The 23,164-nt window shown below is 46.2% G+C and carries 20 protein-coding genes and 5 pseudogenes; 6 read left to right on the plus strand and 19 right to left on the minus strand.

Features of this window, described 5'->3' with window-relative positions; translation table 11 throughout:
* Nucleotides 1–2 precede the first annotated feature (2 nt).
* The 18 genes and pseudogenes from H1A11_RS09825 to H1A11_RS09905 form a co-directional block, all read right to left on the minus strand.
* Nucleotides 3–839, minus strand: a complete 837-nt coding sequence (locus H1A11_RS09825; RefSeq protein WP_060386372.1) for a conjugative transposon protein TraM — start codon at nt 837–839, stop codon at nt 3–5.
* On the minus strand, nt 823–1,113 hold the full coding sequence (locus H1A11_RS09830) for a hypothetical protein (RefSeq protein WP_060386371.1): 291 nt from the start codon (nt 1,111–1,113) through the stop codon (nt 823–825). Before H1A11_RS09830 ends, H1A11_RS09825 begins: the two co-directional genes overlap by 17 nt.
* Nucleotides 1,103–1,726: pseudogene (gene traK, locus H1A11_RS09835) on the minus strand (conjugative transposon protein TraK). Before traK ends, H1A11_RS09830 begins: the two are co-directional and overlap by 11 nt.
* A gap of 49 nt (nt 1,727–1,775) precedes the next feature.
* Nucleotides 1,776–2,789 (minus strand): conjugative transposon protein TraJ, encoded by a 1,014-nt coding sequence (gene traJ, locus H1A11_RS09840; RefSeq protein ID WP_008781892.1) that lies wholly within the window; start codon nt 2,787–2,789, stop codon nt 1,776–1,778.
* A 27-nt stretch (nt 2,790–2,816) separates the two neighbouring features.
* Nucleotides 2,817–3,353 (minus strand): conjugal transfer protein TraI, encoded by a 537-nt coding sequence (locus H1A11_RS09845; protein WP_181757157.1) that lies wholly within the window; start codon nt 3,351–3,353, stop codon nt 2,817–2,819.
* Complete coding sequence (locus tag H1A11_RS09850; protein ID WP_120027392.1) at nt 3,346–5,151, minus strand: reverse transcriptase/maturase family protein; 1,806 nt, start codon at nt 5,149–5,151, stop codon at nt 3,346–3,348. The genes H1A11_RS09845 and H1A11_RS09850 overlap by 8 nt, the downstream gene beginning before the upstream one ends.
* Nucleotides 5,152–5,713: 562 nt before the next feature.
* A pseudogene (locus H1A11_RS09855) lies at nt 5,714–5,929 on the minus strand (DUF4141 domain-containing protein); the annotation flags it as partial.
* A gap of 3 nt (nt 5,930–5,932) precedes the next feature.
* The gene (locus tag H1A11_RS09860) at nt 5,933–6,208 is read right to left on the minus strand and encodes a hypothetical protein (RefSeq protein ID WP_060386368.1); all 276 of its coding nucleotides are present in this window, start codon (nt 6,206–6,208) and stop codon (nt 5,933–5,935) included.
* Entirely contained in the window at nt 6,209–6,340 is a 132-nt protein-coding gene (locus H1A11_RS19105; protein WP_005655090.1) for a hypothetical protein, read from the minus strand. It lies immediately after the preceding gene.
* 6 nt (nt 6,341–6,346) lie between these two features.
* Nucleotides 6,347–8,866, minus strand: a pseudogene (locus H1A11_RS09865) (TraG family conjugative transposon ATPase).
* Between the two features lie 3 nt (nt 8,867–8,869).
* Nucleotides 8,870–9,190, minus strand: coding sequence for a DUF4133 domain-containing protein (locus tag H1A11_RS09870; RefSeq protein WP_008781886.1), 321 nt, complete (start codon nt 9,188–9,190; stop codon nt 8,870–8,872).
* 23 nt (nt 9,191–9,213) lie between these two features.
* Nucleotides 9,214–9,513, minus strand: a complete 300-nt coding sequence (locus H1A11_RS09875) for a DUF4134 domain-containing protein (RefSeq protein ID WP_005682322.1) — start codon at nt 9,511–9,513, stop codon at nt 9,214–9,216.
* Nucleotides 9,514–9,777: 264 nt separating this feature from the next.
* Entirely contained in the window at nt 9,778–10,206 is a 429-nt protein-coding gene (locus H1A11_RS09880; protein ID WP_025867503.1) for a hypothetical protein, read from the minus strand.
* Between the two features lie 21 nt (nt 10,207–10,227).
* Nucleotides 10,228–10,683 (minus strand): hypothetical protein, encoded by a 456-nt coding sequence (locus H1A11_RS09885; RefSeq protein ID WP_008781884.1) that lies wholly within the window; start codon nt 10,681–10,683, stop codon nt 10,228–10,230.
* A gap of 325 nt (nt 10,684–11,008) precedes the next feature.
* Complete coding sequence (locus tag H1A11_RS09890) at nt 11,009–11,920, minus strand: hypothetical protein (RefSeq protein WP_060385853.1); 912 nt, start codon at nt 11,918–11,920, stop codon at nt 11,009–11,011.
* A 3-nt stretch (nt 11,921–11,923) separates the two neighbouring features.
* A complete protein-coding gene (locus H1A11_RS09895) occupies nt 11,924–12,352 on the minus strand; it encodes a DUF3408 domain-containing protein (protein WP_120027388.1) in 429 nt (142 codons plus the stop codon).
* A gap of 2 nt (nt 12,353–12,354) precedes the next feature.
* Nucleotides 12,355–12,765, minus strand: coding sequence for a ParA family protein (locus H1A11_RS09900; protein WP_025867501.1), 411 nt, complete (start codon nt 12,763–12,765; stop codon nt 12,355–12,357).
* A 63-nt stretch (nt 12,766–12,828) separates the two neighbouring features.
* Nucleotides 12,829–13,023 (minus strand): hypothetical protein, encoded by a 195-nt coding sequence (locus H1A11_RS09905; protein WP_025867500.1) that lies wholly within the window; start codon nt 13,021–13,023, stop codon nt 12,829–12,831.
* Between the two features lie 842 nt (nt 13,024–13,865).
* Here H1A11_RS09905 and mobA point away from each other — a divergent pair.
* The 3 genes and pseudogenes from mobA (at nt 13,866) to mobC (ending at nt 17,696) form a co-directional block, all read left to right on the plus strand.
* A pseudogene (mobA, locus tag H1A11_RS19110) lies at nt 13,866–14,300 on the plus strand (conjugal transfer protein MobA).
* A gap of 106 nt (nt 14,301–14,406) precedes the next feature.
* A complete protein-coding gene (gene mobB / locus H1A11_RS09920) occupies nt 14,407–15,621 on the plus strand; it encodes a conjugal transfer protein MobB (RefSeq protein WP_272702912.1) in 1,215 nt (404 codons plus the stop codon).
* 47 nt (nt 15,622–15,668) lie between these two features.
* A pseudogene (mobC, locus tag H1A11_RS09930) lies at nt 15,669–17,696 on the plus strand (conjugal transfer protein MobC).
* Nucleotides 17,697–17,796: 100 nt separating this feature from the next.
* Here the strand turns inward: mobC and H1A11_RS09935 are convergent.
* The gene (locus H1A11_RS09935) at nt 17,797–20,742 is read right to left on the minus strand and encodes a TrlF family AAA-like ATPase (RefSeq protein ID WP_120027449.1); all 2,946 of its coding nucleotides are present in this window, start codon (nt 20,740–20,742) and stop codon (nt 17,797–17,799) included.
* A gap of 341 nt (nt 20,743–21,083) precedes the next feature.
* Between H1A11_RS09935 and H1A11_RS09940 the strand changes: the two genes are divergently transcribed.
* The 3 genes from H1A11_RS09940 (at nt 21,084) to H1A11_RS09950 (ending at nt 23,096) form a co-directional block, all read left to right on the plus strand.
* Nucleotides 21,084–22,379 carry a DUF3945 domain-containing protein gene (locus H1A11_RS09940; protein WP_120027448.1) on the plus strand — a complete coding sequence of 432 codons (1,296 nt, stop codon included), beginning with the start codon at nt 21,084–21,086 and terminating at the stop codon, nt 22,377–22,379.
* Between the two features lie 104 nt (nt 22,380–22,483).
* Nucleotides 22,484–22,927 (plus strand): DUF1896 domain-containing protein, encoded by a 444-nt coding sequence (locus tag H1A11_RS09945; RefSeq protein ID WP_115648821.1) that lies wholly within the window; start codon nt 22,484–22,486, stop codon nt 22,925–22,927.
* Complete coding sequence (locus H1A11_RS09950; RefSeq protein WP_008647065.1) at nt 22,917–23,096, plus strand: hypothetical protein; 180 nt, start codon at nt 22,917–22,919, stop codon at nt 23,094–23,096. The genes H1A11_RS09945 and H1A11_RS09950 overlap by 11 nt, the downstream gene beginning before the upstream one ends.
* The last annotated feature ends 68 nt before the right edge of the window (nt 23,097–23,164 follow it).

Below are 23,164 nucleotides of genomic sequence, written 5' to 3' on the forward strand. Positions count from 1 at the left end.
AGTCATGCCCCGGTGGTCACCGTCTGGTCTTCAGCCACGCAGGCACGTATCGTATTGGTTCCGGCAGGCTGTCCGGCACCTACCGCCGTGGCAAAACCGTAATTGCGGGGTATCGTGTCGGGAGCCGATGGCGCAGCCAGCGACGAGACCACGCTTTCCGTGGCACGTCCGGCGGCTATGGCGGCAGGGTTGCCGGACGGACCGCCCGACTGTATGCTTTTCACCTGCCCGCCCGCCTGACCGGGAAAATAGCGTGCCGCCATCTCATACGACTTTTCCATCAGTTCCAGCGGATCTTGTCCCTTCCGTTCCCGTTCCAGCTTTTCATTAAGCTCCTTCACCTGCCGTTCCAGATCGCTTACCCTGGGATTGTCTTTCGGTTCCTGATAGAACGAGGCTATCTGTCTTGATATTTGTTGTTGCTGTTGCCGTGACTCCCGGATAGCGTCCTGTTCCGGTGCCGCCTTTTCCGGCTTCAGCCCGTCCGACGTGTCCGGTATCAGGTAATCGCCCGCTATGTCCTGCAAGGTTCTTACCTTTTCCTGCCTGCGCTTCTTCATCCGCTCCAGTTCGTAAGCTTTCTGTTTGTCGGTCATCGTTTCCGGTGCGATAGCGTCGGGTATCGTTGTATTGATGCCAGCCGTCCCTTCCACCGTTTCCGTTGTGTCCGGCTTGAAGATAAACCAGATGAACCCGGCGCAAAGCAGGGACAGAACAGCCGCCACGCCATAGAATTTCAGCTTGTCGGCAGCCTTGCGGCTTAACTGTTTCCCCTTTTCGGGTACGGACTCCGCTTTCCGCATTTCCTTATCCTTTTCTTTCTTATCGGATTGTGTCATTGGATATATTGTTTTTTAATGGTTGGATACTGTCCGTCTGGGGAAACGCAATCCTTTGGAGATGCCGTACCTCAATCGGAAATTTGTCTGTTCCGCAGAAACCGCCCACGATGCAGGCAAGGTCGATGGCGGCGAAGAGTCCGAGCAGGTAAAGGATGATAACCTTTTGCTGCCGGCAGCTCAACCGCAGCCAGCGTCTGCGGAGTCCGGCCATATGGCGGTCTATCCCCGTTCTGAACGGGTGGAAGACCTTTTTTATCCCCTTATCTTTCATACTGTCCGATGTCCCTGTTTTCGATGATGGTAAAACTCTCTATCAGAAAGCCCTGCGGGTTGTTGTCACTCCGGGTGACGTTCCTCAGACGGCAGGTGGTGACAAGCGACCTTTCGGTAACGCTGCTCGAACGGATGATGTGCTGCCGGCAATAAGCCTTCATCCGGTAGGGATAACTGTCGAAGTTTCCCCTTATGCTGTCCACCGTCAGTGTCTGCGAGATGTTTCCCGCTATCATCCGGTTGAAATAGCCTTTTTCCTGCAAGTTCCGGTAGTAGCCGATGGCGCTTTCATCCGAAAGGTAAAGGGCACGCTGCACATTGCTTTCAATGGCGCTCTTGTCCGGTGACAGGGAGAAGAACAGCTCGTGGAAACGCCTGATATGTTCCCTCGCTTCCACCGGACGGTTCTGCTGCACGTCCTGCGAAAGGGCCAGCATCAGTGATTTTCCGCCGTCCAACACATAGATTTTCTGTCGCTGCGCCTCGGCGAAATCATAAGCCTTTCATACGGCAAATACCGTTACCAGCGTACACGCCCCCAGGAATATCATCCCGAACAGCCGTAGCTGCCGGAACGATGTCTCGATGTTTTTTAATGATTTGAATTCCATTTTCTTCTTCTGTTTTTAATGTTGTCGTTATACAATTATTGATGTAAGGTTAGAACATTTTCCTGATACGTCCGGCTATCGCTCCGCCTGCTGCACCACCTACCGCCGCAGCACCGTTACCGGCCATCTTTCCGGCACCGTTTGCCTTCTGCCCGTAAGCTCCGGCACCGCCCGCCTGGATAATCCACGATGAAACGGTGGGGACACAGAAGTAACCGATGATACCTATAATCATGAAAATACAATATACTTTCCCCGACGAGTCCGGTATGAATGCCGGGTCCTGCATATTCTCTATGTCCTGCTGTAACATCAGTATCTGTATGCGTGAGAGGACCGCTCCGAACAGGTCACTCACCGGCAGCCACAGATAGATGCAGATATACCGGGACAGCCAGGTGGTCAGCGTGCTCTGGAATCCGTCATAGACGGCCAGCGCGAAGGAGACAGGTCCCAGGATGGACAGTACGATCAGGAAGAAGGTCCTCAGCGTGTCTATCAGCAGCGAGGCCGCCTGGAAGAAGAGTTCCAGCAGTTCGCGGAACCATCCCCGGATTTTCTCGCCGAGTTCGTATATCTTCTTCTGTCCGTACATGTTTATCATCGTGTCCATGTCCCCCAGCGACCAGCCCAGTTCGTCCAGCCTCTTGTCATACGCCTCGTCGCTCACCAGGAAGGCCTTCGCCGGGTCACGCAGCATCGCCTCGCGTTTCAGCCTGTCTTTCTCTTCCTGGTATTTCCTCATGTCGAAGGTCTGCTGTTCGACCAGTGAGGAAGTCGCTTTGCATACGGGAGAAAGAATCCCGTTGATTGTACCCAGTACCATAGTCGGAAAAAACATGATGCAAAGGCCCAGCACGAAGGGCCGGAACAGGGGGAACACGTCTATCGGCTCGGCCCGGGCAAGGGACTGCCATACCCGGTAGGCCACATAGAACAAGGCACCGAGGCCCGCCACTCCCTTCGCTACCGAAGCCATGTCTTCACACAGCGGCATCATTTCATCATACAGCGAGCGCAGAAGCTCGTGAAGGTTTGTCCAGTCTATTGATAATAATAACATAGTCTTCTTGATTTAACGGATGAATGATTACCAGTAACGCTGCTCGTGTGTCCCGTACAGGGAGAGCACCCGTGCGGCATCCCCCTTTTCCTTGCTCCGCAGGTACGACACGCCGATGTTCTTGCGGGTATAGTACCATGTCAGGTTCTTGTATTCCAGCACCTCGCCGTATATCCGGTTGATGATGTCCAGCCGTTCCTTGTCCGTCATCGAGAGTCCGGTTGCCGTGGTCACTTCCTTCAAGTCCAGCAGCAGGTCGCTGCTTTCCTTGAGCAGTCTGTTGTACCCGAAAGCGATGGCCGATAGCTCTTCCACCGTAAAGTTGGGGTCGCCCGTCATCGTGTTGAAGTTCGTCACGTAGATGTCGCTGATGTCACCCACCATCAGGATGGTCTGCTGTACCTTCCGGGCGTCCTTTACCAGATTGTTCACGGATTTCAGTGGTAGGCTAAGCATCCAACGCCCTGCCGTATTACTACGGTGGGTTTTCGGAAGCTCGCCCCCAAACCGGACGTACACGTCTCCGCGTATCCGGCTTTCTACTAATAATATCAATCTATTCATTGTTACTGAGTTTTTTGTAACACTTACCACATATGGCAATAGTCTTTCGTTTGCGAGCCATCATTTGTTTTTCGCAGGTAGTTTTCCCTTGAAGATTTTTTAATTTTCTCACATGGTGCATCACTAACTTATCGACTGCTCCACATAATTCACATTTTTCCGCTTTCAGCCTATCTATAAGACTTGTGTTTGTAGGATGATATGTGAATTTGGGCAAGTTGTCTAAATCCTTAATGTTCATTGGATTTTTCTTTTTGAACCCACCATGATAAAAGGTCAAGTCTTTGGCAGTACCGTTCTTTAAATAGTATCTAACTGAAAAAAGTCCATTCTTGGTGTACTTTTTTCGGATTTGCGACATCGTTGTCCGATATTTCTGCGCAAATGTTTTGTACATACTATATTTCATGATATACCCAAGTTTTGACAGACTACTACAATTATTAGCCAAACAATAGTAATTGTAAATGCCCTTTATTTCCTTGTTGTACCTGTCAAGTATCTCAAAGTCATTGTTGTTTGAAAGTTTGGGACGGGATTTTGCTTTCCAATACTCCTTGCCGTTGTGTATCTTTATTTCTAAAACACGATATTCGAGCAACTTTTTCTTAAACGTATCCTTTCCAAGTGCCAATTGTATCCTCTTATTGAAGACACGTCTTAGTACTCCGTATTTGCTTCTTTTGGTGTCATTGGATTTCCTTACAAAAATCTCATATCCGAGAAATTTTGCAGCGTTTTCAGCATGGGTGATAAGTGTTTTCTCATCGGACAGTGTAAGAGCCAACTTTTCATAGAGGAAGTTCTTTATGTCCTCTTTGATGATGATAGCATCTTGTTTACTGCCAATGATTCCAATTAGAAAATCATCCGCATATCTCACGTATTTGAGTTTTCTGTAGTTCATATCCATTTCGTCACCATCAGAATACTGCAAACCTTCTTTTTGATAAGCCTTATATTGTCTTATCAATTCTGACCTTTCATTTTTGTCTTTTACCACTTTCAACTTTTTCAGAATACGGTGTCGTTTGCCTTCAAGTGATACTGCCTGTTTGGTTCTTTTCCGTTCTTTCCCCTTATCAAATTTTTCAGTGTATTCCTTCATGAATTTATCCAACTTATCAAGGTATATGTTTGCCAAGATAGGGCTGACAATTCCGCCTTGCGGTGTTCCGCTGTAGGAGTTATGAAAGTTCCAGTCTTCGATATATCCTGCATTCAGAAATTTTCTAATCAAGCGAATAAATCTTTCGTCAGCGATACGTTCTTTCAGAATACCTATCAGTATCTCATGATTGATATTGTCGAAAAATCCCTTAATATCACCTTCTACGAACCATTTCACGCCCGAAAATGTCTTCTGAATATCAGACAAGGCAGTGTGGCAGCTTCTTAGGGGTCGGAAGCCATGCGACGTTTTTTCAAACTGTCTTTCATAGATGGCTTCCAATATCATTCTGACCACTTCCTGCAATAATTTATCGTTAAAAGCTGGTACACCTAATGGACGCATTTTCCCATTTTTCTTTGGGATATACACCCGTTTTGAGGGTTGGGGCTGATAACTCTCATCTTTCAACGATGTTATCAGTTGTTCAATTCGGTTCAGGCTCATTTGGTCAATGGTTTTCCCATCTGCACCTGCTGTCATATTGCCCGGTTTCGCATATATGCGTTGGTAGGCAACGTAATACATTTCCTCATTGAAAAAGATACGGTACAAGCGTTCGAACTTGTAATTCAAATTTTCACTGTGTTCCGTTAGACTGTTTAATACATACTCTGGACTTCTCATAATGTCTCTCACATTTTCCGTTATTTGCATTAAAATTATTAGCTGCTTCCCTTCGCCATGTACAGGGCTTTCCCCTGCTCAGACTACTACGGAAGCTCCGTTGCCTTGTCGGATTTTCATAGGTCTGTACCTAATAGCCTTGCGGCGTTCCGATTTAGGCAATCCCCGTTTACGATATAATAACATGGCTATGATAGATTATCGGATATGACTTCCGCCCGTTACCGCTTACTGCGGTTGTGCCGTAATTTGTTCCTGCCTCTACTACACGACGCTCGCAACAGAGGTATTACGGTATAGCGAGTTAAGTTATCTTTCACTATAAAACATACTGGGTTCACTTGGACTATCATTCAATCAGTTTGGATTTTATCCTCGTATCTATCTGTTTCATCTCACCATTCAGTTGCAATTTGATAACTAATTGACTTATGGCTTTCCAGCGTGCTATACTCCCTGCCGTCCTTTCGTGGGCAGATAAGCTGGTGATGATAGGTAAATATTGGAACACTTACCTAATAGCTTGCCAATGCTATATTTATTATATCGCCTATACGGGCGCACCATCGTAATAAGCCTTCCCTTGCTTATAAATCTTTACAGTCTCCTGAAAATTACTCCACATGTTCTGTGCAGTTGTGGAAGTCTGTACGATTTCATTGGCCGAGTTCACGATACTCTGTGCGAGATTCGTGGGGTCTATCACCGTCCATTGCGCCTTGCTTGTCACTGAAAGGGATGACAATGCCATAAACAAAATTATCGTTCTCTTCTTCATGCCCTATCTCCTTTCTTTAGTCAGTAAATACCGGCTGTCGTCATCACGGGCAAACAGACCGTAACTGCCGAACAGCAACACCTCGCTGCCTGAAAAATACCCGATGCATCCGGCATCCCTGTTCCCGTGCAGGAAAAGATCGTCACCACCGCGCAGCGGGATATTGATTTCAACGTAGGCCCTTTCTCCGGCGAACAGCGTGGCCTTGTATCCCTTGAAGCCGTCCGTCACCCAGTTGGATTTACGGATGGTCAGCGTCGAGCTGCCTTCCCTGTTCATTCAGTGCCCGCAGATGCGGTCATGTTCCAGTTCCTTTCTCATCTCCCCAATCAGGTTCAGCAGGTCCAGATTGGTCAGGGTGGCGTCTCCGAGCGCTTCCCTGCATTGGCTTAATAAATCTTTCTTACTCATTGTGTTTTATGGATTAAAGGATTGTTTGTTTTCCTGCCGCTTGTTTTCGGCAAGCTGTCTGATAGCCAGCTCGATGTTTCCATCCAGCTTTTCCGTAAGCCTGGTAAGTTCCAGTTTTTCAGTCTCTTCTGTGGTGTAGCAAAGGTATTCTTCAGCCGAAACTTCTGTCGCATATACCGCACTTTGTGTACCGCCAAGCCCTATCCAGACCTCTTTATAAAGCCGGTTGGCCGCATTGGCAAGATTGATGGAAAGTATCTGTGAGCGTTCCTTGTCCGTCAGGCCGAGCAGGTTCTGTATCTGGTCGAACTTGTTCTGGTACTTTCGTTGGTCAAGCAGTATCTTGCAGTCCGAATTGTTGATGATTGTCTCCTTTACAACCGGACTCGATATGATGTCGTCCACTTCCTGCGTCACCACAACCGCTTCGCCGAAAAATTTTCTGACCGTCTTAAACAAATATTTAATATAAGAGGCCATACCTTCCTTGGCGATTGCCTTTCATGCTTCCTCAATCAGTATCATCTTGCGGATGCCCTGCAAGCGTCTCATTTTATTAATGAAAGTCTCCATAATAATGATAGTCACCACCGGAAAAAGGACGGGATTATCCTTCACGACATCCAGTTCGAATACGATGAACCGCTTGTTCAGTAAATCCAGTTCCTTGTCCGAGTTCAGCAGATACCCGTATTCGCCGTTCTTGTAATAGGGTTCCAGCACGTTCAGAAAACCGTCCACGTCAAAGTCCTTCTCGCGCACGTTCTTGTCCGCCAGCACCTTGCGGTAGTCTTTCCTTACAAAGTCATAGAACGAGTTGAAGTTCGGCTTTATCTTCCGGTTCTTCTTTATCTTCTCGATATACAGGCTGACTGCGTTCGAGAGCGCCACCTCTTCCGAGCGCCGGGGCGGTTCGTCCTCCCTTTTCCATAAGGTCAGAATCAGCGTCTTGATGCTGTCCCGCTTCTCGATGTCATACCGGTAATCCTCGGTGAAGAACGGATTGAAGGAAATCGGGTCATTTTCCTGGTAAGTGAAATAAACTCCGTCATCCCCGTTCGTCTTCCGGCGGATCAGGTCGCACAGCCCCTTGTATGAATTTCCGGTATCCACCAGCAGGATGTGCGTGCCCTGTTCCCAATACTGCCTCACCATATGGTTGGTGAAAAAGCTCTTTCCGCTGCCCGACGGGCCGAGGATGAACTTGTTCCGGTTGGTCACCACCCCTTTTTTCATGGGCAGGTCGGATATGTCGAGGAAGACGGGCTTTCCCGTCAGCCGGTCCACCATGCGCAGCCCGAAGGGGGAGAGCGAGTTCCGGTAGCAGGTTTCTGCCGTAAAGAAGCATAGTGCCTGTTCGGTGAACGTGTAGAAGCTCTCTTCCGAAGGGAAGTCCGCCTCGTTTCCCGGTATGCCCGCCCAGTAAAGGACCGGCAGGTCGGTGGTATTATGGCGGGGTGTGCATTCCATCAGCGCCAGTGCGCTGCCCACGTCGTTCTTCACCCGCCGCAGCTCATCCCCGTTTTCGGCCCATGCAATCACGTTGCAATGGCAGCGGACGGATTGCAGCCCGTTGGTGTGCGCCACGTTCAGGTATTCGTCCAGCCATTCCTTGTTTATCTGGTTGCTCCGGCTGTAGCGTGAAAGCGACTGCATGTTCTTCGCCGTCTTCTCAAAACGGGCGAGGTTCTCGCTGCTGTCGTCTATGAATATCCACTGGTTGTAGATATGGTCGCAGGGAAGCATGATACCCACGGGCGAGGCATAGCTCAGGCGGCAGTCCGAGCGGTCCGTGGAAAGACGCTCATAGCGTCCGTCGGTCCGTACCCTGCCCGGCAGGTCGTCGAGGTCGGAAAGGGTATGCAGGCAGAGCCGTTTGTCGCCGATACGCATCCCGTCCGGGTTCAGCTGCATGTCCTGCAACATGACGCTTCCGTCCGAAGACAGGGTCAGGTACCTCTCGATGATGCCCGGGCCGTCTTCCGTTCCCGTTATCTCTTCCGTGGACAGCCGCTCCAGCCTGGCAAGGCCGCTGTCATTCACGATACTCTCGAACTGTCCCACCGACTCCATGAAACGCTCCATCGTCTCCCTGTCCTGTATCTCCTTCGGCACCAGAAATTTCCGGCACAGCGTGTTCCAGTTGCTCTGCTGCCGGGAGCGTTCCCTGGTGGTCTTGGTGAGAAACAGGTAGCAGGTGTGGTTGAGGTAGGGCCGTTCGTTGAAGTGGCGTTCAAAACTGCGGGAGAGGAAGCCCGGGCCGTCTTTTCCGATGTCGGGCCTGTATTTCTCCGTGATGAAAATATCCTGCTTGTGGATGATTGAATAGTTCGGCAATACCTTGATTGCCTTGGCTCATGTGGCGTGCATCGCCTCATATTCCGCGGATGATACCGAAAACACTTCCGGCAGTGTCACCCGGAAAGCCACCGTGATGTCGGCGTCCTTGCTGACGATGCAGCCGTGCTCCACCGCCATGACGGGGAATTTGCTTTCCAGTGTGGATGTTGTCAATGTACTTCTCATGATTTACGATTGTTGTTTTTTAATCAGACGTGTGATACGTTTGCGTGAGAGGATTCTCCTGGGATGCTGCCGGGCGGCAAGGAGCTTCATCAGTCCGTGGCTGCCGAAACGCCGGTTCAGCGAAAAGGTCAGCCAGACCACTGCCGTGGCAGCCGATACCCCGAAGCCGATACACGTCCATTGCCCGATGCCCGCCGTGTACATGATGACGAACACCACGAACACGGCAAGCAGCCCGAAAGCAAAAATAAAAAGGTACTGGGCACGGAGCCCTTTGAACTCCACCTCACGGCCCACGCCTTTGTTTATCTCAAAGTCAGACATAAGCTATTGTCTTTTATCTGTTCTTAGAGGAAGAATGACCTCAGGATAGTGGCGGCCACTATCAGGAAAATGCAGGCTCCGAACCATGAGCTGGCGGTTTTCGAGGTGTCGGGGTCGCCCGAACTGAATTTCTGGTAGACCTTGACGCCGCCTATCAGGCCGATAATGGCACCCACCGCGTACACCAGTTTCGTGCCCGGGTCAAAATATCCCGTCACCAACTGCGTGGCTTCCGTGATGCCCGCCTGTCCGTTTCCTTGTGCCATTGCCGCACCCGCTGCCGCCAGTACGGCCAGCATCATAATCAATCTTTTCTGTTTCATTGAATTCCGTGATTTTTAAGTGATTTAAAAAGCCACGGGCTACCCCTTGCACTATCCCCATAAGGCAGCCCGCAGCCGCTTATGGTTTAATGGTTCAGGGGGTAAGTTCCGGCAGGCAATCAGCCGGAGTCAAAATACATCTTTCGCATGGTTACATGATTGAATGGTGAAACTTCATTGTTAATTCTCTCCCGGGATGAGGGTCTGAATCATCCCGAATCGTAATAGCCTTTTGCTCTCATTGTCTTTACTGTCCTTATCGGTTTATTTCAAATATTCCCCACACTTGAATCCCTTGCGGGGCATATAGTTCTCAAAGGAGGAGGATTTGAACAGCCACATCCGGTTCGCCCACCGGGCAAGGTCACGCTCGTACCGCGTAGGCGTCCGTTCATTTCCATAATCCCGGAAAGGGATGACAAAGGGGGTAATTCCCAGTTCCCTGAGTACATTTAACCGGAACAGGTCCTGCTCAATGGTCGAATTGAATCCTATCAGTACGTAACAGGTTATCTTGTAGGGCTTCACGTGCTTTACCATCTCTTTCAGGCGGTCCCTCAGGTCAAGCTGCGGCAGGTCCCATGCGATATGGATGTTCTGCTTCATCCTGAGCCTGTTCAGGTGCCAGGCCTGTTCCTCGTCCATAATCCTTACGTCCACGCCGTGCAGCTTCACGGGCTGGCCCGCTTTCATCAGATAGCTTACCGCACTCCTTCACTGCGGGTTCGCAAAGAAATTGTTGTCCAGCACCTCAATCCATTTCCCTTTCGGGTTCAGTTCCACCGGTTCCACGGTCTGAATGTATCCTTCTTTCTCACGGACGAGGCAGAAAGGACACTTGCGGATGCAGCCTCTTGAAAAGAACTGGAGCGAAAAAGGGTATTCGGGGTAAATGGAATAGTCCATCATCCGGCTGTTCTCCACTGCTTCGGGAAGCCTGCCGGCTATGTCATACCCGGTGCCGCCCCTTACCACTTCCCCCACATCCAGCAGGTCATAGTCATAATCAGGCGTGAAGGTGAATACCTTGCTTGCCAATACCTTGTCATACCGCTGTCGCGGTGCCGCCCATTCCACCCGGTGCCCTTTTGCCTTGTAACAGGCCGAAAGGCGCATCAGTGCGAAATTGGGGAAGTTATGCCCGTCCACATCTACCAGTCCTATGTTCATACAAATAAAATTTAATGGTGAATAGTTCCTGTTGTCTTACCGGGTGAATGCCGCAAGCGGTCTGTCATCCCGAATCGTAATGGCCTTTTGTCATTGCCGCTGTCGTTTTATGGATAAGTTAATGGAATGACTGTCTCTCCGGGAGTCGGTACGTTTCCCCCATAAGGGGAAGCCGCCGTTTGTCAACTTGAATCGAAATACGTCATAAACATGGATGATACGTTTTGTTGTTGGTATTCCTGCCGGTTCTCTCTTTTTACAGTGATACGGGCATCAACCCGTATCGAAATAGCCTCTTGCCATTGTTACCTCCTTTTTTAATCGGTTAGTCACTGTCCGGAGCAGCCCCGCCCATTTGCTCGACTTCATCCAGAAATTTGCTGATACGGCTGTCGCTGCCATTGATACTTTCCAGTATCGAGCGTTCAATCTGCGTATCCCTGATATGGTGGATCGCCCTTAAAAGGGACAATCGTCTGTCTGTCGGAATCTCCCTGCCGTTGCAGAGGTCGATGATTAAATCAAGCTCTTCCGGCCCTATGCCGGTTGCCCCGTCCGAATAATCTTCGCGGACACAGTTCAGATCTTCCAGTTCTTCGTTCAACTCGTCGGTATCCACTCCGTCACCGTTTCCTCTCTGTCCGTCATCGCCTTCATGTCCGCCGGAACTCCCGTCCGGGGAAGCCCGCCACTCTTCCACACGCTTGTCCCGGAACAGATCCGGGATGCGCTCCGGCGGCACTTGTGCAGCCTTTGGCGGTGTCGTGTCCCCGTTTCTGCCAGCAAAAGTAGAGGCATTTTCCTTACCTGCAATAGCCCCGGAACCGGTGGCGTTCATTGGCGGCTGCTGGCGTGTCCCATAGCTTTTTGTGACGACAAGGCTGTCCGTTTCCGACTGTTTTTCCACCGTTTTTTCACTGCTTCTCTCCGCAGTCTTTTCTGTGGGCTTCATCGCCGCCTTGACAGGTGGAAGCTCTTTCTCCTGCCTTTTCACGACTGTCGGAATCTCTTTCCTGCCCGTTTTCCCTTTCGCCTGTCCACGTCCCTTCTTCCGTTCCTCCTTCACCGGATCGAACCAGCCTGCCGCACCCCGCAGGGCTTTCGCCATGCGGCGGCGTGCCTTCCCGAAACATATCTCGCCAAGCTGCCCCCTGAACAGGAACTTGTCCATGAACAGATAGGCGAACAGCAGCCAGAACAGAACCGCTCCGGCTTCATAACATAATCGCATATCCATAGCTTAAAAGATTTTGTTGTAACTCTTCTGGCAGTATGCCTTCACCTCATCCGAATGTTTCTCGAAATGTTCCCGCAATACATTGTCAATGTAATTGCCCACCGTCAACTGCCGTTTACCGGCAATGCCGACGATGACCGATATTTTCCGGTGTAGTTCCTTGTCTATATAGACACCCTGCCTGCCTTCGCATTTGTAAGGGGTGAGGAATCTCCTCATAAATTCGGTCTGTGCGGCTTTCAACGTTTTGGATGCGGCCTTTTCCGGCGTCTCTTCCGCTTCAGATTCCGTCTTTGCCTTTTCAGCCGTTTCCCTGTCCGTTTCCTCTTTGGGGGGAATGGACGGTGTTACCTTTTCCGGCGGACTACCCGCCATCAGGCTGCGCAGGTAGGCTTCATCCACCGGATTCTGTCCACTCATTTTCTTTGCCATGACTATACAATTTTGATTGTCCGCATGATTTCATCCATAAGCGCATCAAAGCCGCACTCCTTCGTAAAGCCCGCATCCGGTGCAAACAGGGTGCTCCGGTAAACCGGGCCGCCCGTAGTGGAGAGGTCTTTGGTGAAGTTACTGCGCACGGGGACACGGGTTTGGAGACAGTCCAGTCCCAGGAGGGAGAAACCTTGCTGGTAAATGTCATATAAGACGGTACGTTCCCTCCGGTCCACCATATTCCAGAACATGCACAAGGCTTTCAGATTGGAGATGCCGGTCCTTATCAGGCGGTCATTGACAGTCGTGGCAAAGTTCAGCGTGCTTTCCAGCACAAGGCGGTCTGCCTTTATCGGTACGAACAGATAATCGAGTGCACTGATTGTGGCAATCACCCCGTCACTGCCCATTGTTCCGGGCAGGTCGAACAGCACCACATCATAATGCACGTCTGCCTTTTCCTCAAACGCCCTTCAGTCCGTCATGCAATCCGCCGGGGTACTGCCGATAACAGGGTAAGCCTTCTTCTTCAACCGCCCGGCCTGTTCCACCAGAAGATTCTGATAGACGGGTGTGGTCTTTACCACTTCCATATCCCGTTTTTTCTGTTTGATGATTGAATGCTGCGGATAGTCACAATCCACTATCGCCACATTCAGACCTTTCACATAATGCAGTCACGACGCCGCATAAATCGCAAAGGTTGATTTACCCACGCCGCCCTTCTGGGAGGCGAACGAAACGAATACGGTTTTCTTTCTCTTTTCCATTGTTACTGATTTAAATGAATTAATTGATTTATAGACAGCCAGATGAACAGCCGTCTGTCTTTGGGGCCATCTGTCCGGTTACTCATTCTGTTATCTGTTTGTCCAATTAGCTATATAGTAATTTAATTATGCGGCTACTTGGCTATCCGGCTATCTACTTATATAGCTACTCTATTACATGGCTATTTAATTATGTAGCTATTCAGCTATCTGTCTATTCGGCTATGTAGCTATATAGCTATGTACATATTCGGATAGCTATTCACATATCCGATTGCATAGCCATTTATCCGAATAGCTGTTTATCCGTCTATACATTTATATATATGTATAGCTATATATCCGGATAAATGCCTGTTTGAATATCTACCTGATTGCATATCTGTTTATCCGTTCAAATAGCTATCCGGCTACAAATAAACCTCAAAAAGAGCATCCATGAAGTACCCCCGGCTCCAAAGTCATTCATTGGCGGGTGTTGGCGTGATACGCCATGATGCACGGACAGAAAAAACTATCTACCTTTGTCGCAGGGAGAGCGCAGCCCGTTCTCGGTAAGAGAACGTAAGACAAATCCTTCAGACCTTTAATCCGGCACAGCCGGATTTTAATATGCGTCAGCATATAGCGAGGTGTACTTTCAGCGGTTGAAAATATTTCCAACCGCTGAAAGTCCCGCCCCGAAAGGCTTTTCGGGAATGTCAGTTCTCCCAAGTCGAACTTCCTAAATTATTCATGTTATGAAAGATGAAACAAGAATCCGTAGCGCCGCAGGGCGCAAGGTGCTGGCGGACCCGCGCACGCACCGCTATTATCTCTGTCTCAATGACAGTGAGAACGAGAAGTTTCTCACGATGTTTGAACAGTCCGGCATGAAGAACAAGGCCGAATTTATCTTTGCCCGCATCTTCGGCTGAGAGTTCAAGGTAGTGAGGATTGATAAGGAAGCGCAGGAATATTATGCCCGGCTGACCTCTTTCTATCAGCAGTTCCGCCGTATCGGAAACAACTACAACCAGTGTGTAAAGACCATCCATACCATTTATGGGGAAAAGAAATCACTTGCCTTCCTTTATAAACTGGCCGAAGAAACCCGCAAGCTGGAGGAACTCTGCAAACAGATTATCGAGCTGACAAAACGGTACGAAAAAGAGTATCTCACTAAAAAGGAATAACATCATGGTGCCGAATATCACATCCGGCAGTTCATTCTATGGAGTGATTGCCTATAATAAGATAAAGGTGGACGAAGGTATGGCAAAGGTATTGTGACATCCCCAAATTGCAGCTGACACTTCGGGCAATGTGCCGATTGAACACTGCGTGCAGGCTTTCGAGCCTTACATCGCACTCAACTCGCACGTCCGGAAACCGGTTATCCACATCTCCCTGAACCCGTCCCCGAAAGACATCCTTTCGGAAGAGCAGATGACCGTACTGGCGCAGGAGTTCATGGAAAACTTCGGTTACGGGAACCAGCCCTATATTGCATGGCTGCATGAAGACATAGACCGCAAGCACATGCACATCGTATCGGTACGTATTGATGAAACCGGAGAAAAAATAGACCATAACCGGGAAGCTATCCGGGCACAGAACATCTGCCGTGAAATGGAAGTGAAGTACGGGCTTCATCCCACATTCGGAGAACACGGTGAGAGGGAACTGTCATCCCTACAAAAAGTGGATTATCCGAAAGGGGACGTGAAAGCACAGGTAAAGCATACCGCCCGAACCTTGCTGGAATGTTACAACTGTCACTCGCTTGCCGAATATGGCACTCTTCTGAACCTGTATAACGTAACCGTTTATGAAGTCAGGGGAAGTGTGGACGGGAAGGAATACCACGGTATTATGTACGGAGCTTTGGATGATAACGGACAGCAGGTGGGAACACCTTTCAAGTCCAGCAAGTTCGGTAAGGCATTCGGTTATGAAGCACTGCAAAAGAAGTTTGCCGCTTCTACTGAAAAGGTGAAAAGGAACAGCCTTGCCGAAAGGACAAGACAGGAAGTCATTAAAGCCATGCAGGACATCGGCACGAAAGAGGATTTCGCCCGCAGGCTGAAAGAGGCGGATATAGAGACGGTTTACCGTATCAATCCCGAAGGACGTCTGTACGGCATCACCTTCATAGACCATACCAGCCGGACAGTGCTTAACGGCTCGCGTCTGGGCAAGGCCTTTTCGGCCAATGTGTTCAACGAGCTGTTCTACAATCCGGATGCGGACCGTACAAGGCTGATACCACCGCCGGAGCAGGATACACCCCGGCAGGAACAAGATACGGAAGAAAGACTGGAAAGGAAGGAATACCGGCAGCAGGAAAATCAAGGCTATCAGAGTGAACCGTCCGGCAGTCTGATTGATACGTCCGCACTCGGTGCCATTGACATTTTCTCCGTACTCATGGAAGATGACCATACGCACGAGTACATCGATCCGGCCTTCCGCTTCGGACGCAGGAAAAAGAAGAAGCGCAGGCGCAAATTATAATATAATTAAGGTATAGAACAAAAAGTCGAATTTTAACAATTACAATTATGCAGAATGAAGATGATTTAAGAGGTCTTGCCAAAGTCACGGACTTTATGCGGGCCATCAGTTTTCTATTTTTGGCGATACACATCTATTGGTTTTGTTACGGCTGGCTACACGAAATGGGCTGGACGCTTGATATTGTGGACAGGATACTGTCCAATTTCCAGCGTACCACAGGACTGTTCTCGTCCCTTCTTTACACCAAACTGTTTTGTGTCCTCTTCCTCGGTCTGTCCTGCATGGGCAACCAAGGGGTAAAGAAGCATGAAATCACATGAAGGAAAATAATTATTGCGGCCATAGCGGGTGCCATACTCTTTTTCCTGAACTGGTGGTTACTGTCCATTGACGCATCATCCGGTGTATACGCCATACTTTATACCGCGACATTGGCCGGCGGTTTCTTCTGCCTGTTGGCATCCGGTTTATGGATTAGCCGTCTGTTGAAGAACAATTTGCTGGAGGACGTTTTCAATACCGAGAATGAATCGTTCATGCAGGAAACCCGCCTTATGGAAAACGAGTATTCCATTAACCTGCCGACCAAATTCTGGTACGGAAGAAAGGAATGGAAAGGCTGGATAAACGTGGTGAATCCTTTCCGGGCCAGCATGATTTTAGGTACACCGGGTAGCGGAAAATCGTATGCCGTGGTCAATAATTACATAAAGCAGGCAATAGAGAAGTCCTATGCTCTTTATATATACGACTTTAAATTTGATGACCTGTCGGTTATTGCCTATAACCACCTGATTAAGTACAGACACCGCTATAAGATACCGCCCAAGTTCTACGTGATAAATTTCGATAACCCACGCAAGAGCCATCGCTGTAACCCGCTGGCACCGGAACTGATGACGGATATTTCAGACGCTTACGAGTCGTCGTACACCATAATGCTTAACCTCAATAAGTCGTGGGTGCAAAAACAAGGGGACTTCTTCGTAGAATCCCCGATTGTCCTGTTTACGGCGATAATATGGTTTTTGAAAATCTATGAAGGCGGCAGGTTCTGTACATTCCCCCATGCGATAGAACTACTAAACAAAAGGTACGAGGATGTATTCACCATCCTGACAAGCTATCCCGAACTTGAGAACTATCTGAGTCCGTTCATTGACGCATGGAAAGGCGGGGCGAGCGAGCAGCTCCAGGGCCAGATTGCAAGTGCTAAAATCCCGTTATCCAGACTGATAAGTCCGCAACTCTACTGGATAATGTCCGGCAGTGACTTTACGCTGGATATTAATAATCCCAAAGAACCGAAAGTGTTATGTGTGGGCAACAATCCCGACAGAATTTCAATCTATGGGGCAGCATTGGGGCTTTATAATTCGAGAATCGTTAAACTGATAAATAAGAAGAAGCAACTCAAAAGTTGTGTGATTATTGACGAGTTACCCACGATTTTCTTTAAAGGTTTGGACAATCTGATTGCCACGGCACGAAGCAACAAGGTGGCGGTTGTATTGGGCTTTCAGGACTTCAGCCAGTTGAAACGTGACTACGGTGACAAGGAGGCCGCCGTTATCATGTCAACTGTGGGCAATGTATTCAGTGGTCAGGTAGTAGGTGAAACGGCCAAAACATTGTCGGAAAGGTTCGGGAAAATCCTGCAAAAGCGGGAGTCTATGAGTATCAACCGTAACGATACGTCCACTTCCTTCAGCACCCAACTGGACAGCCTGATACCTGCCAGTAAAATCAGTACACTCTCACAAGGTATGTTTGTAGGTGCCGTAACGGACAATTTCGGAGAAACGATAGACCAAAAAATTTTCCATGCGCAGATAGTGGTGGATAATGATGCGGTACAGAAGGAAACAGCCACCTATCAGCCCATCCCTGAAATCAGCAGTTTTCTGGACGAGAACGGCAACGATATAATGGAACAGCAGATACAAGCCAACTACCGGCAAATCAAACAGGATATTGTGGAACTTGTGGAGAACGAACTAATCCGCATAGAGAATGATCCGGAACTCAAACACCTGTTAGGTGGTGATGGAGGCGCACAGGCACAAACATAGCCGTTTACAGTATTTATCATAACATATTGTGGCAAATTGGAGAGTGAACAGCCTCCAATTGCCACATGGATTATGTTACCTACATAGCAAATTATATGTATTATAGTTTATGTTCTACAATAGAATATTTACAATCTCTATTATTGAATGCAGGATATGTGCCTTCGAGTATAGTCACGATCCTATCATTTATTATTGAATTTTCAATAGCTCCAGATTGAAATGAAACTTTATTTCGATACGATTTATCTATCTTCATTTCGACTATTTGATCAGCATCACATACAACTGCTAAATTAGGATTATGAGTTACAATAATTATCTGACGCTTTTGCTTTGCTTCTTTTATAAAATGAACTAAATAATTGTATACACTTTCATTATCTAAATTTTCTTCTGGCTGATCTATTATTAATGGTTTATCATCCATATCTATAAACAAATAAAACAACAACAGTAAAGCTCCACGTTCACCTGGAGAAAGTGCAGGTAACTGCTTATCCCCCATCATTAATTGAAAAGATGGCTGTATATAATCTAATTGATAAATATAATCATATAATTCCTGTTTTGTATGTCCTTTCTTTAACTGAGACTCAATATCTCGTTCTTGGTTGTTCATATTATCCCTTACATCTGAAAGTAAAAGAGTATTTATATTATTCGTAAAATGCAAAATAGCCGAGCTATCATTGAAATCCACATGATCAATTTCATCATTTAAGCGATTAAATCCTTGCTCTTTTCCATTGAAAGAACCTGCACTTGATTGAGATACAATATCGAAAAAGCGAGATGAAAAATCCCGAACAATAAACGATGCACTAAATTGAATAGGATAGTCTCTCATTTTATCCTTAAATCTTTCAACAAAGTCTAAAACAGGTGCATACAATTTATTATAAGTCGACAGTGTAATTTTCTTTAAATCGACTAATTCTTGGACTAAATTATTGCGCATTTCTTGTGCGTTTTTCAATTCTTGTTCAAGATTATTGTTGATATAATGCTGTATTTTTTTGTAGTAATTTATAGTATCTTCAGTCTGGTCATCACCGAGAATATCGTTACACCTTTTATTCCATTTTTCAATTTCAGATAAATATTTTTGATACATCCGTTCAGGACCATTCAATTCATTCTCTTTAGCTTTTTTCTCTTCTTCCTTTTTCTTTTTTTTGTCATACAAATTATCATCACCATCTAAAGATTCCACTATTTCACTTCTTTGTTTAGTAAGACTTTTAATTTTATCCTCAATAAGATTTAGTCTAAAATCAACTTTAACTACTTCATTTATATCTAAGTTATATTTCAATAAGAAAGACTTATGTTCTTCCATTTTTTGAGAAATATTACTTTGCATAAGTACTAAACTCTGTTTTATCTGAGAAAGATTCTGTATATCTGTATTTAGTTCTGTTCTTTTTGCAATATATTCATCTATTCTCTGCTGTATACTTGTAACTTCTCTTGATATATTCTCAATACTCTTGATGACAGATTGCTTTTGTTCATTGACATTTTCATCATCTATAGGCTTTTTAACTTCTTCTGGCTTCTGAGATTGAACAACAACCAACTCTTCCTCTTTATTCTTTAATAAATTTTCAATTGTATTCTTAAATTCTGCGGTTTTCTTTTTTTCAAGCTCTATTATTTCTAAATTTTGTTTTTCTATTTTGTTTTTAATTACACGTTCTGCATTTGAATTTTCAGAAGATAAATACTGTATAATTTCATCAAGGGTATTTTTCCCATATCTATCTGTCAATGGAGTATGCTGAAATATAATTTTCTTTATTTCATCTTCAAATTGTTTATCATCTTCTGTAACACATAAAGATTCTAAAAAACTCTGAGGGATATATTTTACTCTTTCAACATTTGTTTTATCACAAGAGCTATCTAATGTTATCCAATCAGAACAACTATTATCAGCCCATACTATTTGTGCCTGAATTTGCTTAGAACGATCATAAGGCTTAGGGGAACGAAATTTATATTTATTTAAAAATGAAAATTCATCATTATGGGTATTTGCACAAAGACTTATAATATCAGTAATTGCACTTTTACCACTACCTTTATTCCCAATAATAGCGACAAGTCCAGGATTCAATTCTATTTCAATATTATCATACCAGATTTCATTCATTGTCGCATTTGCTGTTCTTTTTATCTTTATTTGTTTTATAAATTTAAGGGGATTACTTTCTACTCGTTCTAATATTTCCGGATTATTAAAATTAACTCTCTCTGGTTCATTTAATATCTGCTTTAATCCATTGAAGTTTTTTTCAGCCTTTACCCAACATGAGCCTAAACCTATAACTGATTTTTCATGAGCATCTGAAGCGGTTATTGAAGGTTTACAAAACTCTGATTTATAAAACTCTTTTCCATCTTTTTCATTTCTTATTTCACAAATATCAATATATCCACCTTTGAATAATTCATCTTTAACTGGACCTAATGAATCATAAATAGAAACATTCTTTTTACTTGTTCCATCATGTTTCATTTCTTCATCAATACTATTAGATTTAGAACCTGCATGTACAGTTACAATACCTCCATATTGATGAATCAAATTTGCAGCAGTTTTAAAATCAACCTGTACTAAGAAAATACCTTTCTTAAAATAATACTCATCAGATTTATCTTTAGTACCATCAGCCTCTTTTCCTTTTTGAATAATCATTGATTCAGAGAGTCCTAAAGGATTGAGAATGTTTTCTGTCAAAAATTTGCCATCTAAATCAATATCGTTATAGTTGTCAGGAAAAAGCCCTATCATATGGACAGATTTTTGCCCATATTCTGTCCGGAATTCAATTCCTGACAAAACTATTATATCATTTAATTTTGCAAGTTCTTTTATTTTATCTATATTTTTAACAGTATGATGATCCGTCAAAGCGATAACAGAGAGTTTTTCTTCTTTAGCTTTATCTATAATTTCCTGACAATTCATTTTTCCATCAGATGCATCGGAATGTATATGCAAATCCCATTTATTCCAAATTGAGCCTATGTCTTTCATCGTTTTATATATTTAAGTTACACAAACTTATAAAATACTGAGAGTTAAACATTATCTTTGGCAAAGATAAGATTAAAGAAGTAATAAAATCAGTATTTCTCTTGTTTTATTTATAGAACTCATTTGCTGTATATACTTTATATCTCAATGAATGAAATTAGCTATATCAATTAGGAGATATACGTGTCAACCTATTCAGCCATTTCCCGTCAAACACCGCCATCCATACCCCACATCGGTAAAAATGTAATAACCTATCAATTAAACCTCTACATTCGCATCGACGGGCTAAGGTTTACCCGATATTGATTAATTATTGTATCACTTAAATTATTAATTTTATGGCTAAGAAAAAACAAGAGCAACAAGAGCAGAGTCAGGACGAGCATGTAATGGCAGTCCTTGACAAGAGAACGAACAAGACCGCAGTCATCTCCAAGATGAACGAACAGGACGGCAGCATCGAAGTCGTACCGCCGGACAAAAAGAACAACAACAGTTTTCTCAAACTGGACCGTACCACACCTCTGGAACTGTTCTTCACGAATTTCAAGAACCAGTACCAAAATCCTACAAGCTTCAGTTTCTTCCTTGTACCACTTGCCGTTTTGGACAAGACACTGAACGCGGTCATCCAGATTCGGAAAGGGGAAGACCCCGGACCGGACGGCAAGAAACTGGTAGAAAACAGCGAACTCAACGACGAGGGACGTATCGCCAAACTGGCCCGGCGGTATAAGTTTGATGAGCACCAACTGCCGTGGAAAGATCTGAACGCACTCGGTCTTGACAAGGAGACTCTGTTCAACAACCATTGCATGGGAGAACTTCTCAAAGGAAGAATCACTTCCACCGCACTGCCCATCAGCAAGGAGATAAACGGAGAAAAGAAAGATTTGGGCGAGGCCTGTTTCATGTGTGTGAAAGGTGCGGACGGCAAAGTGGAACTCAAGACACTCACCCGTCTGGACAAGCCCCAATATGATTTGCCGGTCTATAAAGGCGTATTCACGGATGAAGAGAAGGACAAACTGGCCGAAACGGGTACGTTGGGAGGAATCAAGGAAATGAAGGACACGCTTACAGGAAATGTATGCAAATGCTATGTCAGTTTCCACGAGTCCACCAACCGCATCATCACCATGCCCGTGGATGCCATCAAAATCCCGGACTACATTTATGGGAAGAGACTGGACGACAAGCAGAAGCAGATACTCGCTTCAGGTGGCGAAGTCCCCATCAATGACATACAGCGCAAGAACGACACCATGCTTTCCGGTGTGGCCTATGTTGATCCGACCATAAGGGACATCGCATTCAAACAGTCCGACAAGCAGCTGAAGGTCAACGATACGATTTTAGGAGCCAAGATAACCCCCGAACAGAAAAAGATACTGGAGAATCACGGCATGGTATTCATTGAGAACATGCGCAATCCCAAGACCAGACAGCTGTTCTCGGATGATGTGCGTTTCAGCAACAAGAGCAACAACCTGCTCATAGGACGCAATGCCCGTGAATACAAGCCGGCGGTTGAAACCCCAAAAAACAACAGGAAACAAGAAACAAAGCAGACGGCCCGCCATGTCGTATCTCCCAGACCGCAGGCCAGAAAGAACAGCCTCTCGTTCTCGTAATCCGGCAGCAGGCGGAACGTTTACCGAATCCATATACCCGGTTTCCTCTCAGGTTACCGGGTATGTCACAAATTATTTCCCCATTCAAAATCCAATGACAACAGATGATGATTACACAACATGACAACAACGGAGAACTGTCCTGCTTCAAGTCAGCTCTCCTTTTTTATTTGAGAGAAAGCCATCCGCACATGGCCGATGACAAGGGATTCATCCGGGAGCGGGCGGACAGTGCCGCAGAGGCTTACGAACATGCCATACGTGACGGCCTATCCGTCAGGCAGGCTTTGGAACAGGCTGACGCCGTTCTCTATCAGGACTTGCGCTTTTCCCGGTTCGATACGGTTTTCGAAGTTGTATCGGAGTGGTTTCCCGAAGTACGGCCCGAAAGACGGACGGATTTCTGCCTGAAGGTATTGTCACCCGCAAAGGCGGTATTCGGCAAATATTCCATAGACGACAGGTTTGAATCATCTCCGGCCTGTCATACACTTACCGTTGAACTTACAGGTTTCATACAATCTTATATAGAACAATATGGCGTATAACAGACGACAACATCTGGCGGACAACATAGCCGCACTTGAACTGATATTCATGCGTCCGGAGTTCTGTCTTACGGAACAGGGACGCAAGGTCTTGAACGGTTATTCGGGTTTCGGAGGACTGAAGTGCATCCTGAATCCGGCGGAGAAAGATACGGACATAGAAAAATGAAGGTCGGACAAAGAACTGTTTCCCCAGGTCCGGCTGCTGCATGAACTTCTGCGTGAGTATTCCAAAGA

The sequence above is a fragment of the Bacteroides sp. CACC 737 genome, assembly GCF_013874375.1.
GTDB lineage: Bacteria > Bacteroidota > Bacteroidia > Bacteroidales > Bacteroidaceae > Bacteroides > Bacteroides uniformis.